Genomic DNA, 17,738 nt, shown 5'->3' on the forward strand with positions numbered 1-17,738 from the left:
TGCAATTGCCGCCATGCCAAAATTAGTTTGGAAACCTGGGACGCTGCTCGCACCGGTCCCGCCTGCGCTGGTCAGCTGTGGGACGTTGGAAAAGCCGAACACCTTTACAGTTGCCTGGACCGGTATTGTCAATACCAATCCGGCAATGACCTATATTTCTGTCCGGCCGGAGCGGTATTCCTATGGGCTCATTCGGGAGAGCGGCGAATTCGCGGTGAATCTCACCACCACGGCACTGGTGCGTGCGGCGGATTTCTGTGGCGTGCGTTCCGGCCGCGACTTGGATAAGTTCGCGGCCTGCAAGCTCACTCCGGAGGCCGCCGCGGAGATTTCAGCGCCGCTCATTGCGGAAAGTCCGCTTTCGCTGGAATGCCGGGTGGAGCGGATGCTCGAGCTGGGCACCCATCATATGTTCCTGGCGAAGATCGTGGCGATCGATGTAGATCCGAAGCTTGTGGATAAAGCGGGCAGGCTCAATCTGGGCGCGGCGGGGCTTGCGGCCTATGCGCATGGAGAATATTTCGAACTCGGCAGACAGATCGGCACGTTTGGTTTTTCGGTCCGCAAGAAACCCGCGCGGAAAAAATCCCGCCCCAAAAGAGGCGGGAAAGGTTCGCCGGATGCTTGACTTCGCAGGCATTTTGTGGTATTATAATCTCCGTCACGTACGGAGAGATGTCCGAGCGGTTTAAGGAGCTGGTCTTGAAAACCAGTGACTCGCAAGAGCCGTGGGTTCGAATCCCACTCTCTCCGCCAATTCTCCTTACGAGGCAAATAGAATTAAGAGGCGTTACCACCTATTTGGAGATGTACCCAAGTTGGTGAAGGGGCTCCCCTGCTAAGGGAGTAGGTCGGGAAACTGGCGCAAGGGTTCAAATCCCTTCATCTCCGCCAAAAGCCGCATGATAGCCACTTTAGAGGCCGTCATGCGGCTTTTCCTTTTGCCCGAAAATACACTTTTTCATTTTTCGGCGGAAAAATCAAGACAAACCGGCATTTTTTTGTTTCATTTTGCGGATTGAATACCAAAAACTTACTGAAATTGGCAGAATGCCCAATTTATCGCAGGCTTTTTATCCAGGCGGGGATTCCCGGGGCGGCTTGAAAGACTTCGGGTGGACGTGCTATAATAAATCTTACAGATTGTCTGAAAGACAACAAAGGAAAGAGAGGGTAACCATGAAAAAAACCATTGTGCGCGCGTTGGCTTTGGCATTGGCCTGCGCGCTCCTGCTTGCCGGATGCGGCGGCAAGTCGGATTCGTCCGATATGAAACTCGGTACCGGCGGGACGACCGGCACCTATTATGCGTTTGGCGGCGTGCTGGCCAACGTGCTCAACGATAAGGTTGAAAATATGAATATCACGGTGCAGTCGACCGGCGCTTCCAAAGCGAACATCTTCCTGATTGATGACGGCGAGGCCGAGCTGGCAATCGTCCAGAATGATGTCATGGACTATGCTTATAACGGCACCGACCTGTTTGAGGAGGATGGCGCAGTCAAGAGTTTTACAGCGGTCGCAGCGCTTTACGCGGAGGTCTGCCAGATCATCAGCGCGGAGGGCATCACCTCGATCGAGGATCTCAAGGGCAAACGTGTTTCGGTGGGTGACGCGGGCTCCGGCGTGGAATTTAATGCCCGCCAGATTCTGGAGTCCTATGGTATTTCGTTTGACGATATTACCGTGCAGAACCTTGGCTTTGGTGACAGCGCTGACGCGCTCAAGGACGGCAAGATTGACGCGTTCTTCTGTACGGCGGGCGCGCCGACCACTGCGGTGGTTGAGCTTTCCACTACTAACAAGATCAATCTTCTCGAGATCGATGACGCCCACGCGGCCAAGCTGATCGAGAGCTATCCGTTCTATACCCAGTACGCCATCCCGGGCGGCTCCTACAACGGTGTGGATCAGGATGTGATGACTGTGGCGGTCAAAGCGACGCTGATTGCTTCGGACAAGCTTTCCGAAGACGCGGTATATCATCTGACAAAGGGTATTTTTGACAACAAGGATGCCATTACCGACGGCCATGCAAAGGGCGCGGAACTCGATCCGGCCTATGCGGTGGCGGGCATCTCGGTTCCATTCCATCCCGGCGCGGAAAAGTATTTTAAAGAAGTGGGCGCGCTGTCATAACCGGCAGGCGTAAACAGTTTCAGATTACAGCCGCGATAATTTTTGTTATTGCGGCTGTAATTCTTCTGATCGGCTGGCTCGGAGGCGGTTACTGCCTCACCCTGCAGGATCCGGACACCGGGCGGGTCTATGCGCGGTATCCCGTCGCGGAAGGGGAGCGGTTTTCGGTGGGGTTTGTTCACTCGGTGAACAAGACCCCGCTCACCGACATCTACGAAATCCGCGGCGGAGGCATCTATGTGGTGGAAACGGTGTATTACAGCTTTGGGGCCGGGGTACAGACCGAGCTTGCGGAAGGCCAGACTCTGCGTTACGGTGAAGACGGGGCGATGATCGTTTCGGGCTTTGCGCAGCGGATGGACGATCTGCAATACCGGGTGGGAACCGTCTCGGACCACACGCTCACGATCGGCGGCCGGCAGGTGAGCCTGCGGGCGCTTTGCGGGAAAAACGCAGCGGTGCGTTTTTCCTGCGCATGGAGGCTATTTTAATCATGAAGGGGGATAGGGTATGTCCTTATTCAAAAAGAAACCGGACGAGGAGCCGCAAGAAGTGCGGCAGGAAGCGGTTCCGGGGGAAGAACTGACCGGGAGCGCGGCGGACGTCCAGGCGATTATGGAAAAATATGACCGGGAGTCGAACGTCCGTCACTTCAAGGGGGTCCCCAAAAAGGTGGTACGCTACCTGATGGCGGCCTTTTCGCTGTTTGCGGTATATATGAACCTGTTCGCAAACTGGGAGGAGCGGCTGCGCCGCGCCGCGTTTGTCGGGCTGGTGATCGCGCTGATCTTTATCATCTTTCCGGCGCGCAAAGGCACCGGGCATAAATACGATTACATCCCGTGGTACGATGTGGTGCTCGGCGTGCTGGGCGCGGGGAGCTTTTTCTACTTTGTCGTGAACTTTCAGGCGATTATCCAGCGCGCGACCCGCATCACCCAGTTCCAGGTGATCATCGGGGTCATTGGCATCCTGGTGCTGGTGGAGGCCTGCCGCCGGGTGGTCGGCATCCCGATTCTGATCGTGGCGGGAAGTTTTGTGGTTTATGCCTTTGCATCTGGCAACTCGCTTAAAACGATCGTCTACAATCTCTTTTATACCACCAGCGGCGTCATCGGCGTGCCGATCGGCGTCTGCTCGACCTTTATCGTGCTGTTCATCCTGTTTGGCTCCTTTTTGGAGAAAACCGGTATTTCCGACTTCTTTATCCAGACGGCCAATTCGCTGGCGGGCGCTTCGACCGGCGGCCCGGCCAAGGTCGCTGTCATCTCGTCCGCGCTGTGCGGTATGGTTTCGGGAAGTTCGGTGGCCAATACGGTCACGACCGGCAGCGTCACCATCCCGCTGATGAAAAAGACCGGCTACCGCGGCGAGTTCGCGGGCGCGGTTGAGGCCGCTGCATCAACCGGCGGCCAGATCATGCCGCCGATCATGGGCGCCGCAGCCTTCCTGATGGCGGAGATGGTCGGCGTGCCATATGGCACCATTGCCCTCAAGGCGATCCTGCCGGCGATCCTCTACTTCTCCGGTATCTTCATTATGGTGCATTTAGAGGCGAAAAAGCTCGGGCTCAAGGGCCTCTCCAAAGAGGAGCTGCCCAAATTTGGAAAGCTGCTCGTCACCCGCGGTTACCTGCTGCTGCCGCTCGTGATGCTTGTCTATATGATCATCCAGGGGTTCACCATGTCCCGTTCGGCGGTCTATGCGACGCTGACCGCGATTGTGGTCAGCATGTTCCGCAAGGATACCCGCATGACCCCGGCCACCTTTGTTGACGCGCTCGAGACCGGCGCGAAGAGCACCCTCACGGTGGCGATTGCCTGCGCGATTGCGGGCATCATCGCAGGCGTGGTCACGATGACCGGCCTTGGTCAGATCCTGATTTCGTCGATTGTGGCCATCGCGGGCGATGTGACCATCGTGGCGCTGCTGCTCACCATGCTCACCTGCATTGTGCTGGGCATGGGCGTCCCGACGACCGCAAACTATATCATCATGGCGACGACCTGCGCGCCGATCCTCGTCACCGGCATGGGGATCGAGCCGATCGCGGCGCATATGTTTGTATTCTATTTTGGTATCGTGGCGGATATCACCCCGCCGGTGGCGCTCGCCGCCTACGCGGGCAGCGCAATCGCCCGTTCCAACCCGATGAAAACCGGCGTGAACGCTTCGCGGCTTGCGATTGCGGCATTCATCGTGCCATATATCTTCGCGCTCAATCCGGCGATGCTTTTCATCAACACTTCCTTCTGGGAGGTCATCGGCATCATCATCACCTCGTTCCTTGGAATCTTCGGCATTTCGGCGGGGCTCGAGGGTTATATGCTGTGTGACATGCCTGCATGGGAACGAATGGTTGCGATTGTGGGCGGGCTTTTGCTGATCTATCCCGGCTTGGTCACCGACGTGGCCGGAATCGCGCTGATCGGCGTCATTGGGCTTACGCAGGTGCTTTCGGTGAAAAAATCCACCCTGAAAACTGCATAGCAGCGTCTGGCTTCGCAGAGCCCGGAGGTGATCCTCCGGGCTCTTTTTGCGTTTCGTGCAAAAAGATGCTTGACAAACGAGGTTTACTGTTGTAGACTTGACATAAGGTTTAAACCTGTAAACCTCTCGAAGGGGGAGTCAACATGGTCAAGATCAATGATTCCGAACTGCGATTTTTGAACCTGCTCTGGGAATATGAACCGGTCAATTCCACCGAGCTGGTTCGGCTCTGTGAAAAACATCTGGGCTGGAAGAAGTCGACCACCTACACGGTCATCCGGCGGCTGGCGGCGCGGGGCATCGTCAAGAACGAGAACGCCCTCGTTTCGGTGCTCGTCGCACGCGAACAGGTGCAGAAGAACGAGACCGAGGAGCTGATCGACCGGGTCTACGGCGGTTCGCTCCAGATGTTCCTGGCCTCGTTCATCGGGCGGGGGAAGCTCTCGCCCGGCGAAGCGGCGGAACTCAAGCGGCTGATCGACAGCTGCACGGAGGAGGACTGAAATGGAAGGGATTTTTCTCGGCGTTCTCAATATGTCGCTTGCGGCAGCCCTGCTCGCGCTGCCGGTCCTGCTGCTGCGATTGCTGTTGCAAAAGCACATCCCGCGCCGGTTTATCTGTTGGCTGTGGGCGGCGGTCTTTGTGCGGATGGCGGTCCCGGCCTACTTTTCGGCCGGTTTCAGCTTTTTCAACCTGTCGGTCGCCGGGCCGGCCGCCGCGCAGGTGGGGCCCCGTATCGAGCAGGCCTCCCGATATCTGCCGCTCGTGAAGGTGGACTATCTGCCGGAGGTACAGGGGGCCGCGCAGGCCGCGGGCCCGGTGTGGATAGCGGCGGCGGTCTGGGCTATGGTTGCGGCGGCGCTGCTCGTGTTCTTCACGGCATTCTATCTGCGCGCCTGCGCAAAGCTGCGGGACGCCTCCCGGTATCCCGGGGATGTACTTGTGCAGGAATGTGCGGCGGCCGCGGGCCTGCGGCGCTGTCCGAAGGTGTTCCGGTCGGCGAATGTGGAGTCGCCGGTCGTCTGTGGGACTGTCTTCCCAAAGGTCATCCTGCCCGCCACACTCGTTGAAACGGCGGACGAGCAGACGCTGCGGATGGTGCTCGCCCATGAGATGGCACACATCCGGCGGCGGGACTGCTTCACGAAGCCGCTGATGCTCGCGGTGGCCTGCCTGCACTGGTTTAACCCCATGGCGTGGCTCTGTTTCTTCCTGGCGGTGCGGGATATGGAGCTTGCCTGCGACGAGCGGGTGCTGCGCGGCGCAAAGGAGGACATCCGTAAATCCTATGCGGGCACGCTTTACGAGATGGCGGTGGCGGACACTGCGCTTCGCCGGTTCGGTCTGCCCGCTTTTGGCGAAAGCGCGGTCAAGAGCCGTGTGGTTTCGATCGTACGCTACCGGCGCAGCCCACTGTGGGTGAGCCTGCTTTCGGTCCTGCTGGTGGCCTGCGTGATGCTTTGCGCGCTGAGCAATCCGGCGCTGGTGTTTGCCGCCGGGCAGGCGCCCTCCATCGTGGTGGAAGGGCTTTACGACCAGATGTCGCGCCCGGAACAGCCGGTCTGGGTGCCCTATGAGGAACTGCCAAAGGACCTTGTCAACGCAGTGGTCGCGGTGGAGGACAGGCGGTTCTGGGAGCACGGCGGCGTGGACTGGAAACGGACCACCGGCGCAGCCATCAATTTGTTCGTGCCGGTCTACTGGGGACCTTCAGGCGGCTCGACCATCACCCAACAGCTGGTCAAGATCGCGACCGGCGACAACGAAGTGTCCATCAAGCGCAAGCTGCGGGAGATCAACACCGCACAGCTGGTGGAACGCGCTTACAGCAAAAATGAAATTCTGGAGGCGTATCTCAACCAGGTCTACTACGGCGAAAATACCTATGGGATCGGCAACGCGGCCCTGGTTTACTTTGGGAGGCCGCTGTCGGAACTGAACCTCACCGAACTGACGGCGCTTGTGGTGATTCCGCAGTATCCGCAGCGCTACAGCCTCTATGTGCATCCGGAACAAAATGCGCAGCGGCGAAAAGATGTGCTTTATGAGATGGTGAACCAGGGCTACCTCTCCCCCGAAGCGGCACAAGAGGCGAGCGAACGGGAGCTCGTCCTGGCGGCGAACCGCTGAGCGAAAAACAAAAGCGGCGGGGCCTGTGAAACTTGACGTTTCACAGGCCCCGCCTTTTATCGTCCCGGGCAGATTTCTCAAGGGGAGGGGAAACGCTGTCCCGGGGGCGGGAAAGGAGGTGATTCAAAGGCCGTACTGCGAAAGGATGTGATCGTAGCGGGCAATGACCCGTTCACAGACGGCGTTCACCTTGTCAAAATCCATGGCGTCCACATAATAATCTTCGAGCTGGTCATGGAGTTTTTTCGCTTCGGCAAGCAGCCGGGCCGCCTGGTCGAGCATCTGCGCGGCGGCTTTCTTGTTGAATGCGATCCGTTTACGGGATTTTTTGAGCTGTTCCGGATCGGTGAAGCGGCGGGAGCGGATAATTTTGTAAGGCTCGATATCCGGCTTGTGGTAATCATTCGCAGTCATGAAGCCGAGTTTCAGTTCCGGGATGAACAGATGTTCCAGCTTTTCAAACGGGGAGAGCGGACAGTAGCAGGTGATGATGTTCCAGCCAGCTTCCAGCGCTTGACTGCGCAGGGAGGTGAGCAGCAGCCGGGAGGCCGCGCCGTATGGATCTTCGATCAGATAGACGCGCTCACAGATGGTGCGTGCGGTTTCATCAAATATGGTAAGCCCCTTGTTTGTAACAGCGGAAAGGAAGCGGACCGACTCGTGGCCTCTGCCGTCCGGGCCCCCCTTGAATTCAGCCATGGCGATCCGCCCGGCCGCTTTGACCGTTTTGATGACCGAGGTGGCGTCGAGCGCAATCCGGTATGTATCCCCGATGAGACTCTGCGCCGCGCCAAGGAAGCGGCAGGAATGCTCGTGACAGCGGCTGATCTTTGCGGCCAGCGCCATGATGTCCTGACGGGATTCAAAGAGCTTGTGTTCATCCCAGCAGGAGGACAGGTCGATCAGCTGTTCAAACGCGCCGGGATATTTGGGGTCGATGACATGGGCTGGGGTTGCGGACGATAAAAAACGGGGATAAGCCGCCGGAGTCGGCGGGGTGCATCCAGATTCTTCGTATTGTATTACAAATTGAGACCTGAATGAAAATCGAGGTGAATGAGAGGACTTTATGTGCGAAAAAATTCGTTTTTCGTGTGACAAATCATAGATTATTATTGACTTTATCATCAAAGAGCAATATACTGAAATAAAAGTAATATGATTATAAAAAGTTGTATTACAAATTTGCCCAAGATGGGGATAGAAATGAGAGCGATTTATGGAAATAGAAAATCGTGCCACTCAGGCGAAGGGCAAACCAAACGTCAGTGATATGGTCTATGAACGGTTGCGTAACTCGATCTATTCCGGCGAATGGAAGCCCGGCGAACGAATTCCATCGGAGAGCAAGATCTGCGAAATGATGAGCGTCAGCCGGGTATCTGCGCGCGCGGCTATCAGCCGGCTGATGGGGCAGGGGCTTGTGGAGCGCAGGCAGGGCGGCGGTACCTACATCCGTACCTGCAGCTGTCCGGATCAGTTTGAACCGATGATCCCTTATATGCTTTCCGGACGGGCGGACCGGGTCAGTATGTTTGAATTCCGTAAGATCATCGAAGTGGAGAGCATCGGCCTTGCGGCGATGCGGGCCGATATTGGGCAGATCGACCAGATGCAGGCGGCGTATGAAGCAATGGCCATGGCGAAAAGCGATGAACTCATCAGCAGGTATGATATGCAGTTTCATCATCTGATTGCGGTTGCGACCAATAATCCGGTGATCCTTCGGGTCTTTGAAATTATTCAGGACACCTACCTGCGTCCCATGCTGGATCAGAATGTCGCGGTCATGGGAGCGTACGGAGCGGTTTATCATGAAAAGATGATCCGCGCGGTGGAGCGCCGCGATGTCGCACAGGCCAAGCGTTTGATGGAGGAACATATCAACAACACCATTCAGATGACGGCGCAGCTCAACCGATAACCTGCTGGGCGCGCAGTGAAATTGAAGCAGGCGGAGGGCGGCTTTGCCGCGAAAAATGGCCTGTCGCCTGCGGAATACCGGTTTGACGGCCCTGCCATTGCCAAAAGCAAGGGCGGCCCCAAATAGAAAATGATCAAAAGGGGGGATTGTAATTTTGCGAGAAAGCATTCACAAATATTTCAAAGTAGGAACGATCCAGTGGATGAGCCACCCTGGGCGTGAGCTTCTGGAAAGCCTGAAGACGATCGCATGCGACGAATTTTTCGATGCGGTGGAAGTGTGCAAAGTCGGGGACGACGAGACGCGCGCGAAAGCGAAGGCGCTTTTGGAGCAGAGCCACCTGAAGGTGTGCTATGGAGCGCAGCCGCGGCTGCTGGGGCCGAAGCTGAACCCGAACGACCTGGACGAAGAGGGGCGCAAAAAGGCGGAGGCCACCCTGATTGAAGCGGTGGACGAAGCGGAATACCTGGGTGCGAAAGGCATCGCGTTCCTGGCGGGCAAATGGGAGGCGGCGCATAAGGAGGAAGCGTATGCGCAGCTTCTGAAAACGACCCGCGCGGTGTGCGATTACGCGAAGGCAAAAGGCATGATGGTGGAGCTCGAGGTGTTCGATTACGACATGGACAAAGCCGCGCTGATCGGGCCGGCGCCGCTGGCGGCGCGGTTCGCGGCGGATATGCGGCTGACGCACAGCAACTTCGGCCTGATGGTGGACCTGAGCCATTTCCCGACCACCTACGAGACGAGCAAATTCGTGGTGCGCACGCTGCGGCCGTACATCACGCATTTCCACATAGGGAACGCGGTGGTGAAGGAAGGATGCCCGGCATACGGAGACAAGCATCCGCGGTTCGGATTCCCGAACAGCGCGAACGACACGGAGGAGCTGGTGGATTTCTTCACGGTGCTGAAGGAAGAAGGCTTCTTCAACCCGGCCGACCCGTATGTGCTGTCGTTTGAGGTGTCGCCGTTTGGGGACGAGGACGCGGATATCATCCTTGCGAACACGAAGCGTGTGATCAACCGCGCGTGGGCAATGGTGGAAGACTGAGGCGTTTGCCGGATAAGGAGGAACTTTTATGAAAATCGTGATATTGGACGGCTACACCGAGAATCCGGGCGACCTTTCATGGGGGGAACTGGAAGCGCTCGGAGAACTGACGGTCTATGACCGGACGCCGGCGGAGAAGATCGCGGAGCGGATTGGGGACGCGGACGCGGTTTACACGAACAAAACCCCGATCAGCCGGGAGACGCTGGAGAAATGCCCGCATGTGAAGTTCATCGGGGTGCTGGCGACCGGCTACAACATCGTGGATGTTGGGGCGGCGAAAGAACGCGGGATACCGGTGTGCAACATCCCGACCTACGGGACCGACGCGGTGGGACAGTTCGCGATCGCGCTGCTTCTGGAAATCTGCCACCACATCGGGCACCACAACAAGGCGGTGCACGAGGGCAGATGGGAGCATAACGACGACTGGTGCTTCTGGGATTACCCGCTGATCGAGCTTGCGGGCAAAACGATGGGGATCATCGGGTTTGGGCGGATCGGTCAGGCGACGGGACGGATCGCGAAGGCGCTGGGGATGAAGGTGATCGCGTACGATTCGTATCCGAATGAGAGCGGAAAAGCGCTGGCGGAATATGTGGATCTGGAAACGGTGCTGAAAACCTCGGATGTGATCGCGCTGCACTGCCCGCTGTTCCCGGAGACCGAAGGGATCATCAGCAGGGAAAACATCGCGAAGATGAAGGATGGGGTGATCATCCTGAACAACTCGCGGGGTCCGCTCATCGTGGAGCAGGACCTGGCGGACGCGTTAAACAGCGGGAAGGTTTACGCGGCGGGGCTGGATGTGGTATCGACCGAGCCGATCAAGGGGGACAACCCGCTTTTGGGGGCGAAGAACTGCATCATCACGCCGCACATCAGCTGGGCGCCCAAGGAGAGCCGCCAGCGTCTGATGGATATCGCCGTCGACAACTTCCGGCAGTTCCTCGTGGGCAGACCGGTCAATGTTGTAAATCCGTAAAACGAAACAAGAGGCGTGCAGCCCATTGGGCTGCACGCCTCTTATGCTTTTTGGAAAACCTAGCGCACTTTGCGTGCTTTGGCAAGTCCGATATAACTGGCTGCCCGGTCCCGCAGCTCGTCGAAACGCCCCTCGGCCGCAAGCTTCGGATCAAAAAGGCTCGAGCCGACGCCGACCGAGCAGGCGCCCGCCGCAAAAAATGCGGGTGTGGTATCGAGCGTCACGCCGCCGACCGGCATCATGCGGATCTGCGGCAGCGGTCCGCGCAGATCCTTGATATAGGCAGGCCCAACGCTGCCGCATGGGAACACTTTGACAATCTGCGCGCCCGCCTGCCAGGCGGTGAGCACTTCGGTTGGGGAGAAAGCGCCTGGGATGGCGAGACAGCCGTAGGTGAGGCACATTTCGATCATTGGGAGCGAAAGGGTAGGCGCCAGCACAAAGTCCGCGCCCGCGATGATTGCGGCGCGTGCGCTGGCCGCTTCGAGCACGGTGCCCGCGCCGACCGCCATCCGATCGCCATAAAGCTCCCGGCTGCGTTCGATCATCCGCAGCGCGCCGGGGGTGTTCAGCGTAATTTCGACGGCGCGCACGCCTCCTTCGTAAAGTGCCGCGAGCGTTCCTTCCAGATCCTTTTCCGCGATGCCGCGCAGGATCGAAACGACGCCGGTTTCGCGTATCTGCTCAAATGCCGTCTGTCCCATAAATATCTCCTCCTTTATCGATAGATCACGGTTGCTTTTTGCCGGATGCGGTCAAACTGCTCCCGGTTGGGGAGCCCCTCCACGTCGCCGTTGGCGGAAACCGCCGCGCCGCCCATGATGGAACCCATTTCGCCGCATTCCCGCACGCCGCAGCCTTCGAGGATGCCGCACAGGAAACCGGCGTCAAACGCGTCCCCCGCGCCGACATTGTCGACGACCGGCCCGTCTACAATCGGGATCATAAAACTTTCGGACTGGTCCGCGACCATCGCGCCGCGTTTGCCCATCTTCACAGCGATCCACCGCGCGCCTTGCGCGCGCAGCGCCGCGATGATCCCCTCCGGTTCCCTTTCCCCCACCAGCATTTCGCCTTCGTCCTGCCCGATGAGTACGATGTCGCTTTGGGCGAACAGCGGCGCGAGGGTTTGTTTTGCGCGCGCGGCGTCCCAGAGCCGCAGACGGATATTGGGGTCGAAGCTGACCAGCGCGCCTGCCTCCCTGGCAATCCGCATGATGTGCGGCACGGTTTCGGCGCAGGATGCGGAAAGCGCTGGGGTGATGCCGCTCAGATGGACGATCCGCGCAGAACGGATGTAATCTGCGTCGAGATCCTCCGGACAGAGGGTGCTCGCGGCGGAATCGCGGCGGTAATAAAAGACGCTGGTCTCGCCGCCGGAACGAAACTGCTTAAACATGAGGCCAGTGGGATTGGTGCCCGAGCGGAGCACCCGGGAGGTATCCACCCCCTCGCCGCGCAGTTCACGCAGTAAAAATTCCCCGAATTCGTCGTTGCCGATCTTGCTGATCCAGCCGCTCGAATGCCCGAGCTTGGCAAGGCCGATCGCTACGTTGCTTTCCGCGCCGGCCGTCTTTTTGGTAAATTCCGAAACATAGCGCAGATAGCCGCTTTCCCTTGGAATAAAGACCACCATCGTTTCGCCAATGGTAACCAGGTCCAGCATAACAGTTCCTCCGTTTTCGCATATAAGAAAATAGAACGTATTTACGAATAACATTTACAAACGCATTGTACCAGCGTTTTCAGCAGTTGTCAATGCGCTTTTGGACGGACTCCCGGAAAAATTTTGATTGGGCGCAATTGACAAGGCCAAACCAGGCGGGCTATAATGATCTCACAATATGAAACTATATTTGTATATGAGAAAGGCTGCGAACATATGGCCAGTGAACATAAACCCACTCTCCGGGTACTTTCGGTGCTGGAGCAGGTGTCGGCGGGCACGGGAAAATATACCCTGTCCGAGCTTTCCCGAAGCCTGGATATCCCGGTGAGCACCCTTTTTCCAATCGTGCGCACCCTGCGGGAACATCAATATCTCGATTACGACCAGGCGGCCCAGACATATTCGCTGGGATACCGCCTTTTTGAAATCGGTAGCCGCATCCAAAATACCAACGCTTACGAAAGCCTTGTGGAGATGATGTGGAAGATTGTGGATGGCTGCGGAGAGACCTGCCATTTTGGGATTCTTGACAGAGGGGATGTGCTTTATCTGGCGAAGGTCGATCCCAAGCAGCAACCCATCCGGATGTATTCAATGATCGGGCGGCGGCTGGCGGCCTATGGCACGGGAATCGGCAAGGCGCTTCTGCGCGATTTTACCCTTGGGCAGCTTCGTGAGACCTATCCGGACGGGCTCAGGCCCCTGACCGCCCATACAGTTACCGACTTTTCGGAACTTTACCGGCAGCTTCAGGAGATTAAAGCCACCGGTTTTGCATATGAAAATGAGGAGTCGAACGAATCGGTCCGCTGCATTGCCGTCCCGGTCGAATCGGGCGGGCGGGTGTCCGCCGCGCTCAGCGTGGCGATGCCGGTCTTTCGTTATGACGACCGAAAGAAGCGCTGCGCCGAACAGCTTTTGCGGGACGCGGCGGGCTATGCCGAAAAAATTGTTCCGCACCTGCATTTTTAAGCGGTTTAGAAATTCCACTGGATGCGGATCTCCTGGCTTGCGTCCGTTTGGCGTTCCCCAATTTCGATCCGTCCTACCACCAGCCCGATAACTGCGCGCGGGATGGGATCAAATCCCCACAGCTTTTCGATGCGCCCGGCGATGCCGGGCGCGTTTTGCTGTTCGCGTCGTTGGGATTCAAGCGCCGTCAGACGCGCTTGCAGCGTTTCGCGTTCGGCACAGAACTGTCCGAGGAGCTCGCGGAAGGTTTCCGGGGGAACAAGCCCCTGCGCATGGTCGAGATAGAGAGAACGCACCGCCGCATCCCGCCGCGCAATCTGCCCGCGCAGGGATTTGGCGTTCCGCTCCAGTATCAGCGCTTCCCCGTCCCGCACATGCGAAAGACGGCGCCCATCCGGCATCCGGCAAAGTGAATGGGCATACCCGCGGATGCGTGCTGCCACCGCGTCCTCCAGCCGGTCAAGCCGGATCGAATGCCGTGTGCAGTGGGGGATTGCCCGATTCGCTGCATAGGCGGAGCATTGCAGATAGCTGTGTTTTTGGCCCTTGTAGACATGGGAAACCTTGATCATCGGCGCGCCGCAATCAGCGCAGAATACCCGTCCTGCCAGCAGATGGACCGATCCGCTGCCATCCGAGCGGGTACGCGCGCAGAGCAGCCGCTGTACCGCTGCGAAGGTTTCCGGCGCAATGAGCGGTTCGTGCGTTCCGGGGACCCGGACCCATTCCTCTTTTGGAACAGCGGAGCACCGGTCGGATTTGTAGCTTGGCTTGCGTTTGACCCCCTGCACCAGCGTGCCGCAGTAGACCTCATTATGTAAAATCCGGCCCACAGTGGTGCGGTTCCAGCGTCCGCTGCCGGAATCGGCGCCATTCTGATAGGCGAGCCCGGCCTGCCGCTTATAAGCGGTGGGGTTCGGGACGCCGCGGCTGTTGAGCAGATCGGCGATCCGCTGCTTGCCCATGCCGGAGAGACAGTGCGAAAAGATCTCCCGCACGATGGCGGCCGCCGTCGGGTCCGGGATGAGATGGTGCCGGTCTGCGGGGTCTTTCTGGTAGCCGTAAAGCGGGAAACTGCCGATGTACTGTCCATCCCGGCGCTTCTGGTCAAGGACTGCCCGGATGTTTTCTGAAAGGTCTTCCAGGTACCATTCGTTGACCAGCCCGTTGATCTGGCGGGCTTTTTTGTTGCCGCGCGCCGCGGTGTCCGCGTTGTCCACCACCGCGACGAACCGGACGCCCCAGAGCGGGAACAGACCGTGCAGATATTTTTCCACCAGTTCCATGTCACGGGTGAAACGGGATTGGTTTTTGCAGAGCACCACTTGGAATTTTCCCGCTTGGGCATCCCGGAGCAGTTCGTTGAAAGCGGGCCGGGCGCGGTCCGCGCCGGAATAGTCCTCGTCGCTGTAAATCCGGCAGATCTCCCAGCCCTGCTTTTCGGCATAGGCGATGAGCAGGGCCTTCTGGTTCTGAATGCTTTCGCTTTCCGCCGCGCCGCGCCCCTCGTCCTCGCGGCTCAGGCGGCAATAGACGGCGCAGGTCATCTGTCCCGCCTGCTTTCCGCATCCGACTGGGCTTCAAGCATCAGGACGAGGCAGGTCTCCAGGAGCTGCTGTAAATTCTGGGCGCGTTCGGCTTCTTTCTCGGAACGGAATTCTTCCCGGAGGATCAAGTCTGGTTGTTTCATGCTGGATCACCTCAGCGTATCCTTATGCGCTGGACAATCCCGCGTATGCGGGTTTTTGAGAACGGTCCTCCCGTCATGGGGCGCGGTACCATCCGCAATTGAGGTTTTGATATCTCCGAGGATCACGCCGTCAAGCGAATCAACGTCGGAGGAGCAGTGGATGAGTTCCACATGGGAACAGCGTCCGCCGGCATGTTCGGCGACCTTTTTCATCAAGGAAGATTTGCCGGTGCCGGGCCCGCCTTTGATGACAAATTCACGCCAGCCGTCATTCGCATCGGCAAGCTGGTCAAAGCGGGAGACAAATCCCTGCGGCGTATTCGCGCCCAGGAAGAAGTGGTAAGGTTTTGCGCTGTTATTCATAGAAAAATCCTCCCAAAACGATTGTTACCACATGGTATTCGTTTGGGAGGCGTTTGGTGAAAAGAATTGAAAAACTGCCTAAACCATAAGGAATCCGGCGTTTTTTTAGAAAGCTCAGTCTGGCAGGCTGTCCAGTTTTTCGCGCAGTTTCAGAAAATCTTCAAGTGCGGCGGGCTTGCTGCCCGGGTTTCGCAGCAGGGCCGCCGGGTGGAAGGTGCCCATCATCAGAGTACCGTTTCGGTCGTAGAACTCGCCGTGCTGCTTGGTGACCTTGAAGCCTGGGTCGATGATCGCGCAGGCCGCGATCCGGCCCAGGCAGACGATGATTTTTGGGCGGATCAGATGCACCTGGTTGCGCAGATAGCCGATGCAGGCTTCGAGCTCGTCCTTTTCCGGGTCGCGGTTTTTGGGCGGGCGGCATTTGACCATGTTGGCAATATAGACGTTTTCATTGCGTGAGAGGCCGACATGGGTGAGCATCTTGTCGAGCAGCTGTCCGCCGCGGCCGACAAACGGCTCGCCCTGCAAATCCTCATTTTCGCCCGGGCCTTCCCCAATGAACATCACCTTTGACTGCGGATTGCCCACGCCAAAGACGACGTTGTGACGGGTCTCGCAGAGCTTGCAGTTTTTGCAGGAAAGAACGGTCTGTCGCAGGGCTTCAAAATCTTCGATCATAACGCGCTCCTTTATCCATAGCTGGATTCGTTGTATTTTATTATATCATAGATAAAATAGGAATAAAGCATTGATAATGTTTTAACAATACTTGCAAATACCGGCGCAACATCGTAAAATAAACAAAGAAACCTAGCAAATTTTATCATATGGAGGAATACCTAAATGGCAGGAAAATTTATTGTTGAAACTTCCGCGCGGCATGTTCACGTGACAGAGCAGGATCTGGAAACTCTGTTCGGCAAAGGAGCCAAATTGACCCCGAAAAAGGATCTTTCCCAGCCTGGACAGTATGCGTGCGTCGAGCGCGTTGATGTGGTTGGCCCCAAGAAAACCATCTCCGGCGTTTCGATCCTCGGACCGACCCGCCCGGCAACCCAGATCGAAGTTTCCCTCACCGATGCCAGAACCCTCGGCGTGAGCGCGCCGGTTCGTGAATCGGGCGATATTGCCGGAAGCGCTGGCTGCAAGTTGGTCGGCCCGTGCGGCGAGGTCGAGCTCAAAGAGGGCCTGATCGCGGCCAAACGCCATATCCACCTTACCCCGGAAGCTGCCGCCGAACTTGGCGTCAAGGACAAGGAGATCGTTTCGGTCAAGGTTGATCCGGCTTCCCGCCCGCTCGTTTTCGGAGATGTCGTCGTGCGCGTCAGCGAGAAATTCTCTCCGGCAATGCACATCGATACCGACGAGGCCAATGCCGCTGGCTGCGCTGGCGAAGTCTGGGGCGAAGTCGTAAGATAATTGGCGCCTTGCATGCGCCGCGGCTTTGCGCTCTGTGAGCGTTGGCATTGCGCCCTCCGCGCGCCTGGGATATCGCGCCCTCCGCGCGCCCGGGGTCCATTTCTTGCTTGTCCAAGAAATGGACGAAAGAAGACACGCGGGGACACCCCGCGGCCCCGTGCGCGCGATTTCGTTGCCTGCGGCAAAGATCGCGCGCAATCTGCTGAGACAAAACGTTGTGTCCCGCGTGATGAAAAGCACGCGGGACATATTTTTGCGCCCGGCGCAAAAATGCGCTGCGCGCAAAGCGGACAAGCCGATTTTAAATTGCGCTCCGCGCTCGATGAATTTCCCGTTGGTCGGTTCTGTTAAGGATGTAATCTGTGGGAACATCGTAAAAAATCGAAAGCTGCACCAGCTCATAGTCGTAAATGTGCCCCGTGGTTTCCATTCTGCGGTACGCGGACAGCGAAACGCCGGCCGCGCTGGCAGCCTGCCTTTGCGTCAGCCCTTTCTCCAATCGTAATTCTTTGACTCGTGGATAAATCATGACAATCACCTCTAAAATAATTATATCGGCAGTACCTATATTTGTAAATATGGGTAATGCCGATATTTTATACTAAAGTTGAGGTGATAATTATGCTAATTAGACGAATCAAAGACTTACGAGTCGATTCAGACATGAAACAAAAAGAGCTTGCGGAGTATTTGAACGTAACGCAGAGCACATATTCTGATTACGAGAATGGAAATATCAATGTGCCAATTGAGCAGTTGATCCGAATTTGTGACTTTTACAAGGTTTCATTGGATTATTTGGTAGGACGTACAGATAAGCGCTGATTAAGAAATCGCCGCCCTGCGGCGGCATCGATTGATCGCGTGATCCGCCCGGATTTTGCAGCCTGCCCATAACCTGGGAGC

20 protein-coding genes and 2 tRNA genes are annotated in these 17,738 nt (G+C 57.4%); 14 read left to right on the forward strand and 8 right to left on the reverse strand.

The genetic code is table 11. The annotated features are described in order from the left end of the window. Window positions 1-13 precede the first annotated feature (13 nt). The 8 genes from BN4275_RS09980 (at window position 14) to BN4275_RS10015 (ending at window position 6,759) form a co-directional block, all read left to right on the forward strand. The gene (locus BN4275_RS09980) at window positions 14-628 is read left to right on the forward strand and encodes a flavin reductase family protein (RefSeq protein ID WP_066457560.1); all 615 of its coding nucleotides are present in this window, start codon (window positions 14-16) and stop codon (window positions 626-628) included. A 41-nt stretch (window positions 629-669) separates the two neighbouring features. Next, a tRNA-Ser gene (locus BN4275_RS09985) sits at window positions 670-756 on the forward strand. A 47-nt stretch (window positions 757-803) separates the two neighbouring features. Then, a tRNA-Ser gene (locus tag BN4275_RS09990) sits at window positions 804-894 on the forward strand. Window positions 895-1,179: 285 nt separating this feature from the next. Further along, a complete protein-coding gene (locus BN4275_RS09995) occupies window positions 1,180-2,139 on the forward strand; it encodes a TAXI family TRAP transporter solute-binding subunit (RefSeq protein ID WP_066457562.1) in 960 nt (319 codons plus the stop codon). 167 nt (window positions 2,140-2,306) lie between these two features. Then, window positions 2,307-2,630, forward strand: a complete 324-nt coding sequence (locus BN4275_RS10000; RefSeq protein ID WP_066457565.1) for a DUF1850 domain-containing protein — start codon at window positions 2,307-2,309, stop codon at window positions 2,628-2,630. Between the two features lie 19 nt (window positions 2,631-2,649). Next, complete coding sequence (locus BN4275_RS10005; protein ID WP_066457568.1) at window positions 2,650-4,629, forward strand: TRAP transporter fused permease subunit; 1,980 nt, start codon at window positions 2,650-2,652, stop codon at window positions 4,627-4,629. A gap of 143 nt (window positions 4,630-4,772) precedes the next feature. Then, a complete protein-coding gene (locus tag BN4275_RS10010; protein ID WP_066457571.1) occupies window positions 4,773-5,132 on the forward strand; it encodes a BlaI/MecI/CopY family transcriptional regulator in 360 nt (119 codons plus the stop codon). Window position 5,133: 1 nt separating this feature from the next. Next, a complete protein-coding gene (locus BN4275_RS10015) occupies window positions 5,134-6,759 on the forward strand; it encodes a transglycosylase domain-containing protein (RefSeq protein WP_066457573.1) in 1,626 nt (541 codons plus the stop codon). Window positions 6,760-6,882: 123 nt separating this feature from the next. Here the strand turns inward: BN4275_RS10015 and BN4275_RS10020 are convergent, their stop codons facing one another. Continuing rightward, entirely contained in the window at window positions 6,883-7,605 is a 723-nt protein-coding gene (locus BN4275_RS10020) for a hypothetical protein (protein ID WP_066457577.1), read from the reverse strand. 373 nt (window positions 7,606-7,978) lie between these two features. On the opposite strand from BN4275_RS10020, the gene BN4275_RS10025 reads away from it, so the two are divergent. The 3 genes from BN4275_RS10025 to BN4275_RS10035 all read left to right on the forward strand — a co-directional run bounded on the left by BN4275_RS10025 (window position 7,979) and on the right by BN4275_RS10035 (window position 10,719). Then, on the forward strand, window positions 7,979-8,683 hold the full coding sequence (locus BN4275_RS10025) for a FadR/GntR family transcriptional regulator (protein ID WP_066457580.1): 705 nt from the start codon (window positions 7,979-7,981) through the stop codon (window positions 8,681-8,683). A gap of 154 nt (window positions 8,684-8,837) precedes the next feature. After that, on the forward strand, window positions 8,838-9,734 hold the full coding sequence (locus BN4275_RS10030) for a sugar phosphate isomerase/epimerase family protein (RefSeq protein WP_066457581.1): 897 nt from the start codon (window positions 8,838-8,840) through the stop codon (window positions 9,732-9,734). 28 nt (window positions 9,735-9,762) lie between these two features. Continuing rightward, window positions 9,763-10,719 (forward strand): D-2-hydroxyacid dehydrogenase, encoded by a 957-nt coding sequence (locus BN4275_RS10035; protein WP_066457586.1) that lies wholly within the window; start codon window positions 9,763-9,765, stop codon window positions 10,717-10,719. A gap of 59 nt (window positions 10,720-10,778) precedes the next feature. Here BN4275_RS10035 and BN4275_RS10040 read toward each other — a convergent pair whose 3' ends face one another. Next, complete coding sequence (locus BN4275_RS10040) at window positions 10,779-11,423, reverse strand: bifunctional 4-hydroxy-2-oxoglutarate aldolase/2-dehydro-3-deoxy-phosphogluconate aldolase (RefSeq protein ID WP_066457589.1); 645 nt, start codon at window positions 11,421-11,423, stop codon at window positions 10,779-10,781. Window positions 11,424-11,437: 14 nt separating this feature from the next. After that, window positions 11,438-12,385: a sugar kinase gene (locus BN4275_RS10045; RefSeq protein ID WP_066457598.1), complete on the reverse strand. Its 948-nt coding sequence runs from the start codon at window positions 12,383-12,385 to the stop codon at window positions 11,438-11,440. 216 nt (window positions 12,386-12,601) lie between these two features. Here BN4275_RS10045 and BN4275_RS10050 point away from each other — a divergent pair, with 216 nt between their 5' ends. Continuing rightward, window positions 12,602-13,360, forward strand: a complete 759-nt coding sequence (locus BN4275_RS10050) for an IclR family transcriptional regulator (RefSeq protein WP_066460332.1) — start codon at window positions 12,602-12,604, stop codon at window positions 13,358-13,360. A gap of 5 nt (window positions 13,361-13,365) precedes the next feature. Here BN4275_RS10050 and BN4275_RS10055 read toward each other — a convergent pair whose 3' ends face one another. The 4 genes from BN4275_RS10055 to BN4275_RS10065 all read right to left on the reverse strand — a co-directional run bounded on the left by BN4275_RS10055 (window position 13,366) and on the right by BN4275_RS10065 (window position 16,091). Continuing rightward, entirely contained in the window at window positions 13,366-14,907 is a 1,542-nt protein-coding gene (locus BN4275_RS10055; protein ID WP_079988207.1) for a recombinase family protein, read from the reverse strand. Further along, window positions 14,904-15,050: a hypothetical protein gene (locus tag BN4275_RS17315; protein ID WP_154018870.1), complete on the reverse strand. Its 147-nt coding sequence runs from the start codon at window positions 15,048-15,050 to the stop codon at window positions 14,904-14,906. Before BN4275_RS17315 ends, BN4275_RS10055 begins: the two co-directional genes overlap by 4 nt. A 6-nt stretch (window positions 15,051-15,056) precedes the next feature. Further along, window positions 15,057-15,413, reverse strand: a complete 357-nt coding sequence (locus BN4275_RS10060; RefSeq protein WP_066457601.1) for a hypothetical protein — start codon at window positions 15,411-15,413, stop codon at window positions 15,057-15,059. 114 nt (window positions 15,414-15,527) lie between these two features. After that, window positions 15,528-16,091, reverse strand: a complete 564-nt coding sequence (locus BN4275_RS10065; protein WP_066457603.1) for a uracil-DNA glycosylase — start codon at window positions 16,089-16,091, stop codon at window positions 15,528-15,530. A gap of 165 nt (window positions 16,092-16,256) precedes the next feature. Between BN4275_RS10065 and pduL the strand changes: the two genes are divergently transcribed. Then, a complete protein-coding gene (gene pduL, locus BN4275_RS10070) occupies window positions 16,257-16,832 on the forward strand; it encodes a phosphate propanoyltransferase (protein WP_066457606.1) in 576 nt (191 codons plus the stop codon). 301 nt (window positions 16,833-17,133) lie between these two features. Here pduL and BN4275_RS10075 read toward each other — a convergent pair whose 3' ends face one another. Then, a complete protein-coding gene (locus tag BN4275_RS10075) occupies window positions 17,134-17,361 on the reverse strand; it encodes a helix-turn-helix domain-containing protein (protein WP_066457608.1) in 228 nt (75 codons plus the stop codon). A gap of 92 nt (window positions 17,362-17,453) precedes the next feature. Here BN4275_RS10075 and BN4275_RS10080 point away from each other — a divergent pair, with 92 nt between their 5' ends. Further along, window positions 17,454-17,657, forward strand: coding sequence for a helix-turn-helix domain-containing protein (locus BN4275_RS10080; protein WP_066457610.1), 204 nt, complete (start codon window positions 17,454-17,456; stop codon window positions 17,655-17,657). The last annotated feature ends 81 nt before the right edge of the window (window positions 17,658-17,738 follow it).

This window comes from Anaerotruncus rubiinfantis (assembly GCF_900078395.1).
Lineage (GTDB): Bacteria > Bacillota > Clostridia > Oscillospirales > Ruminococcaceae > Anaerotruncus > Anaerotruncus rubiinfantis.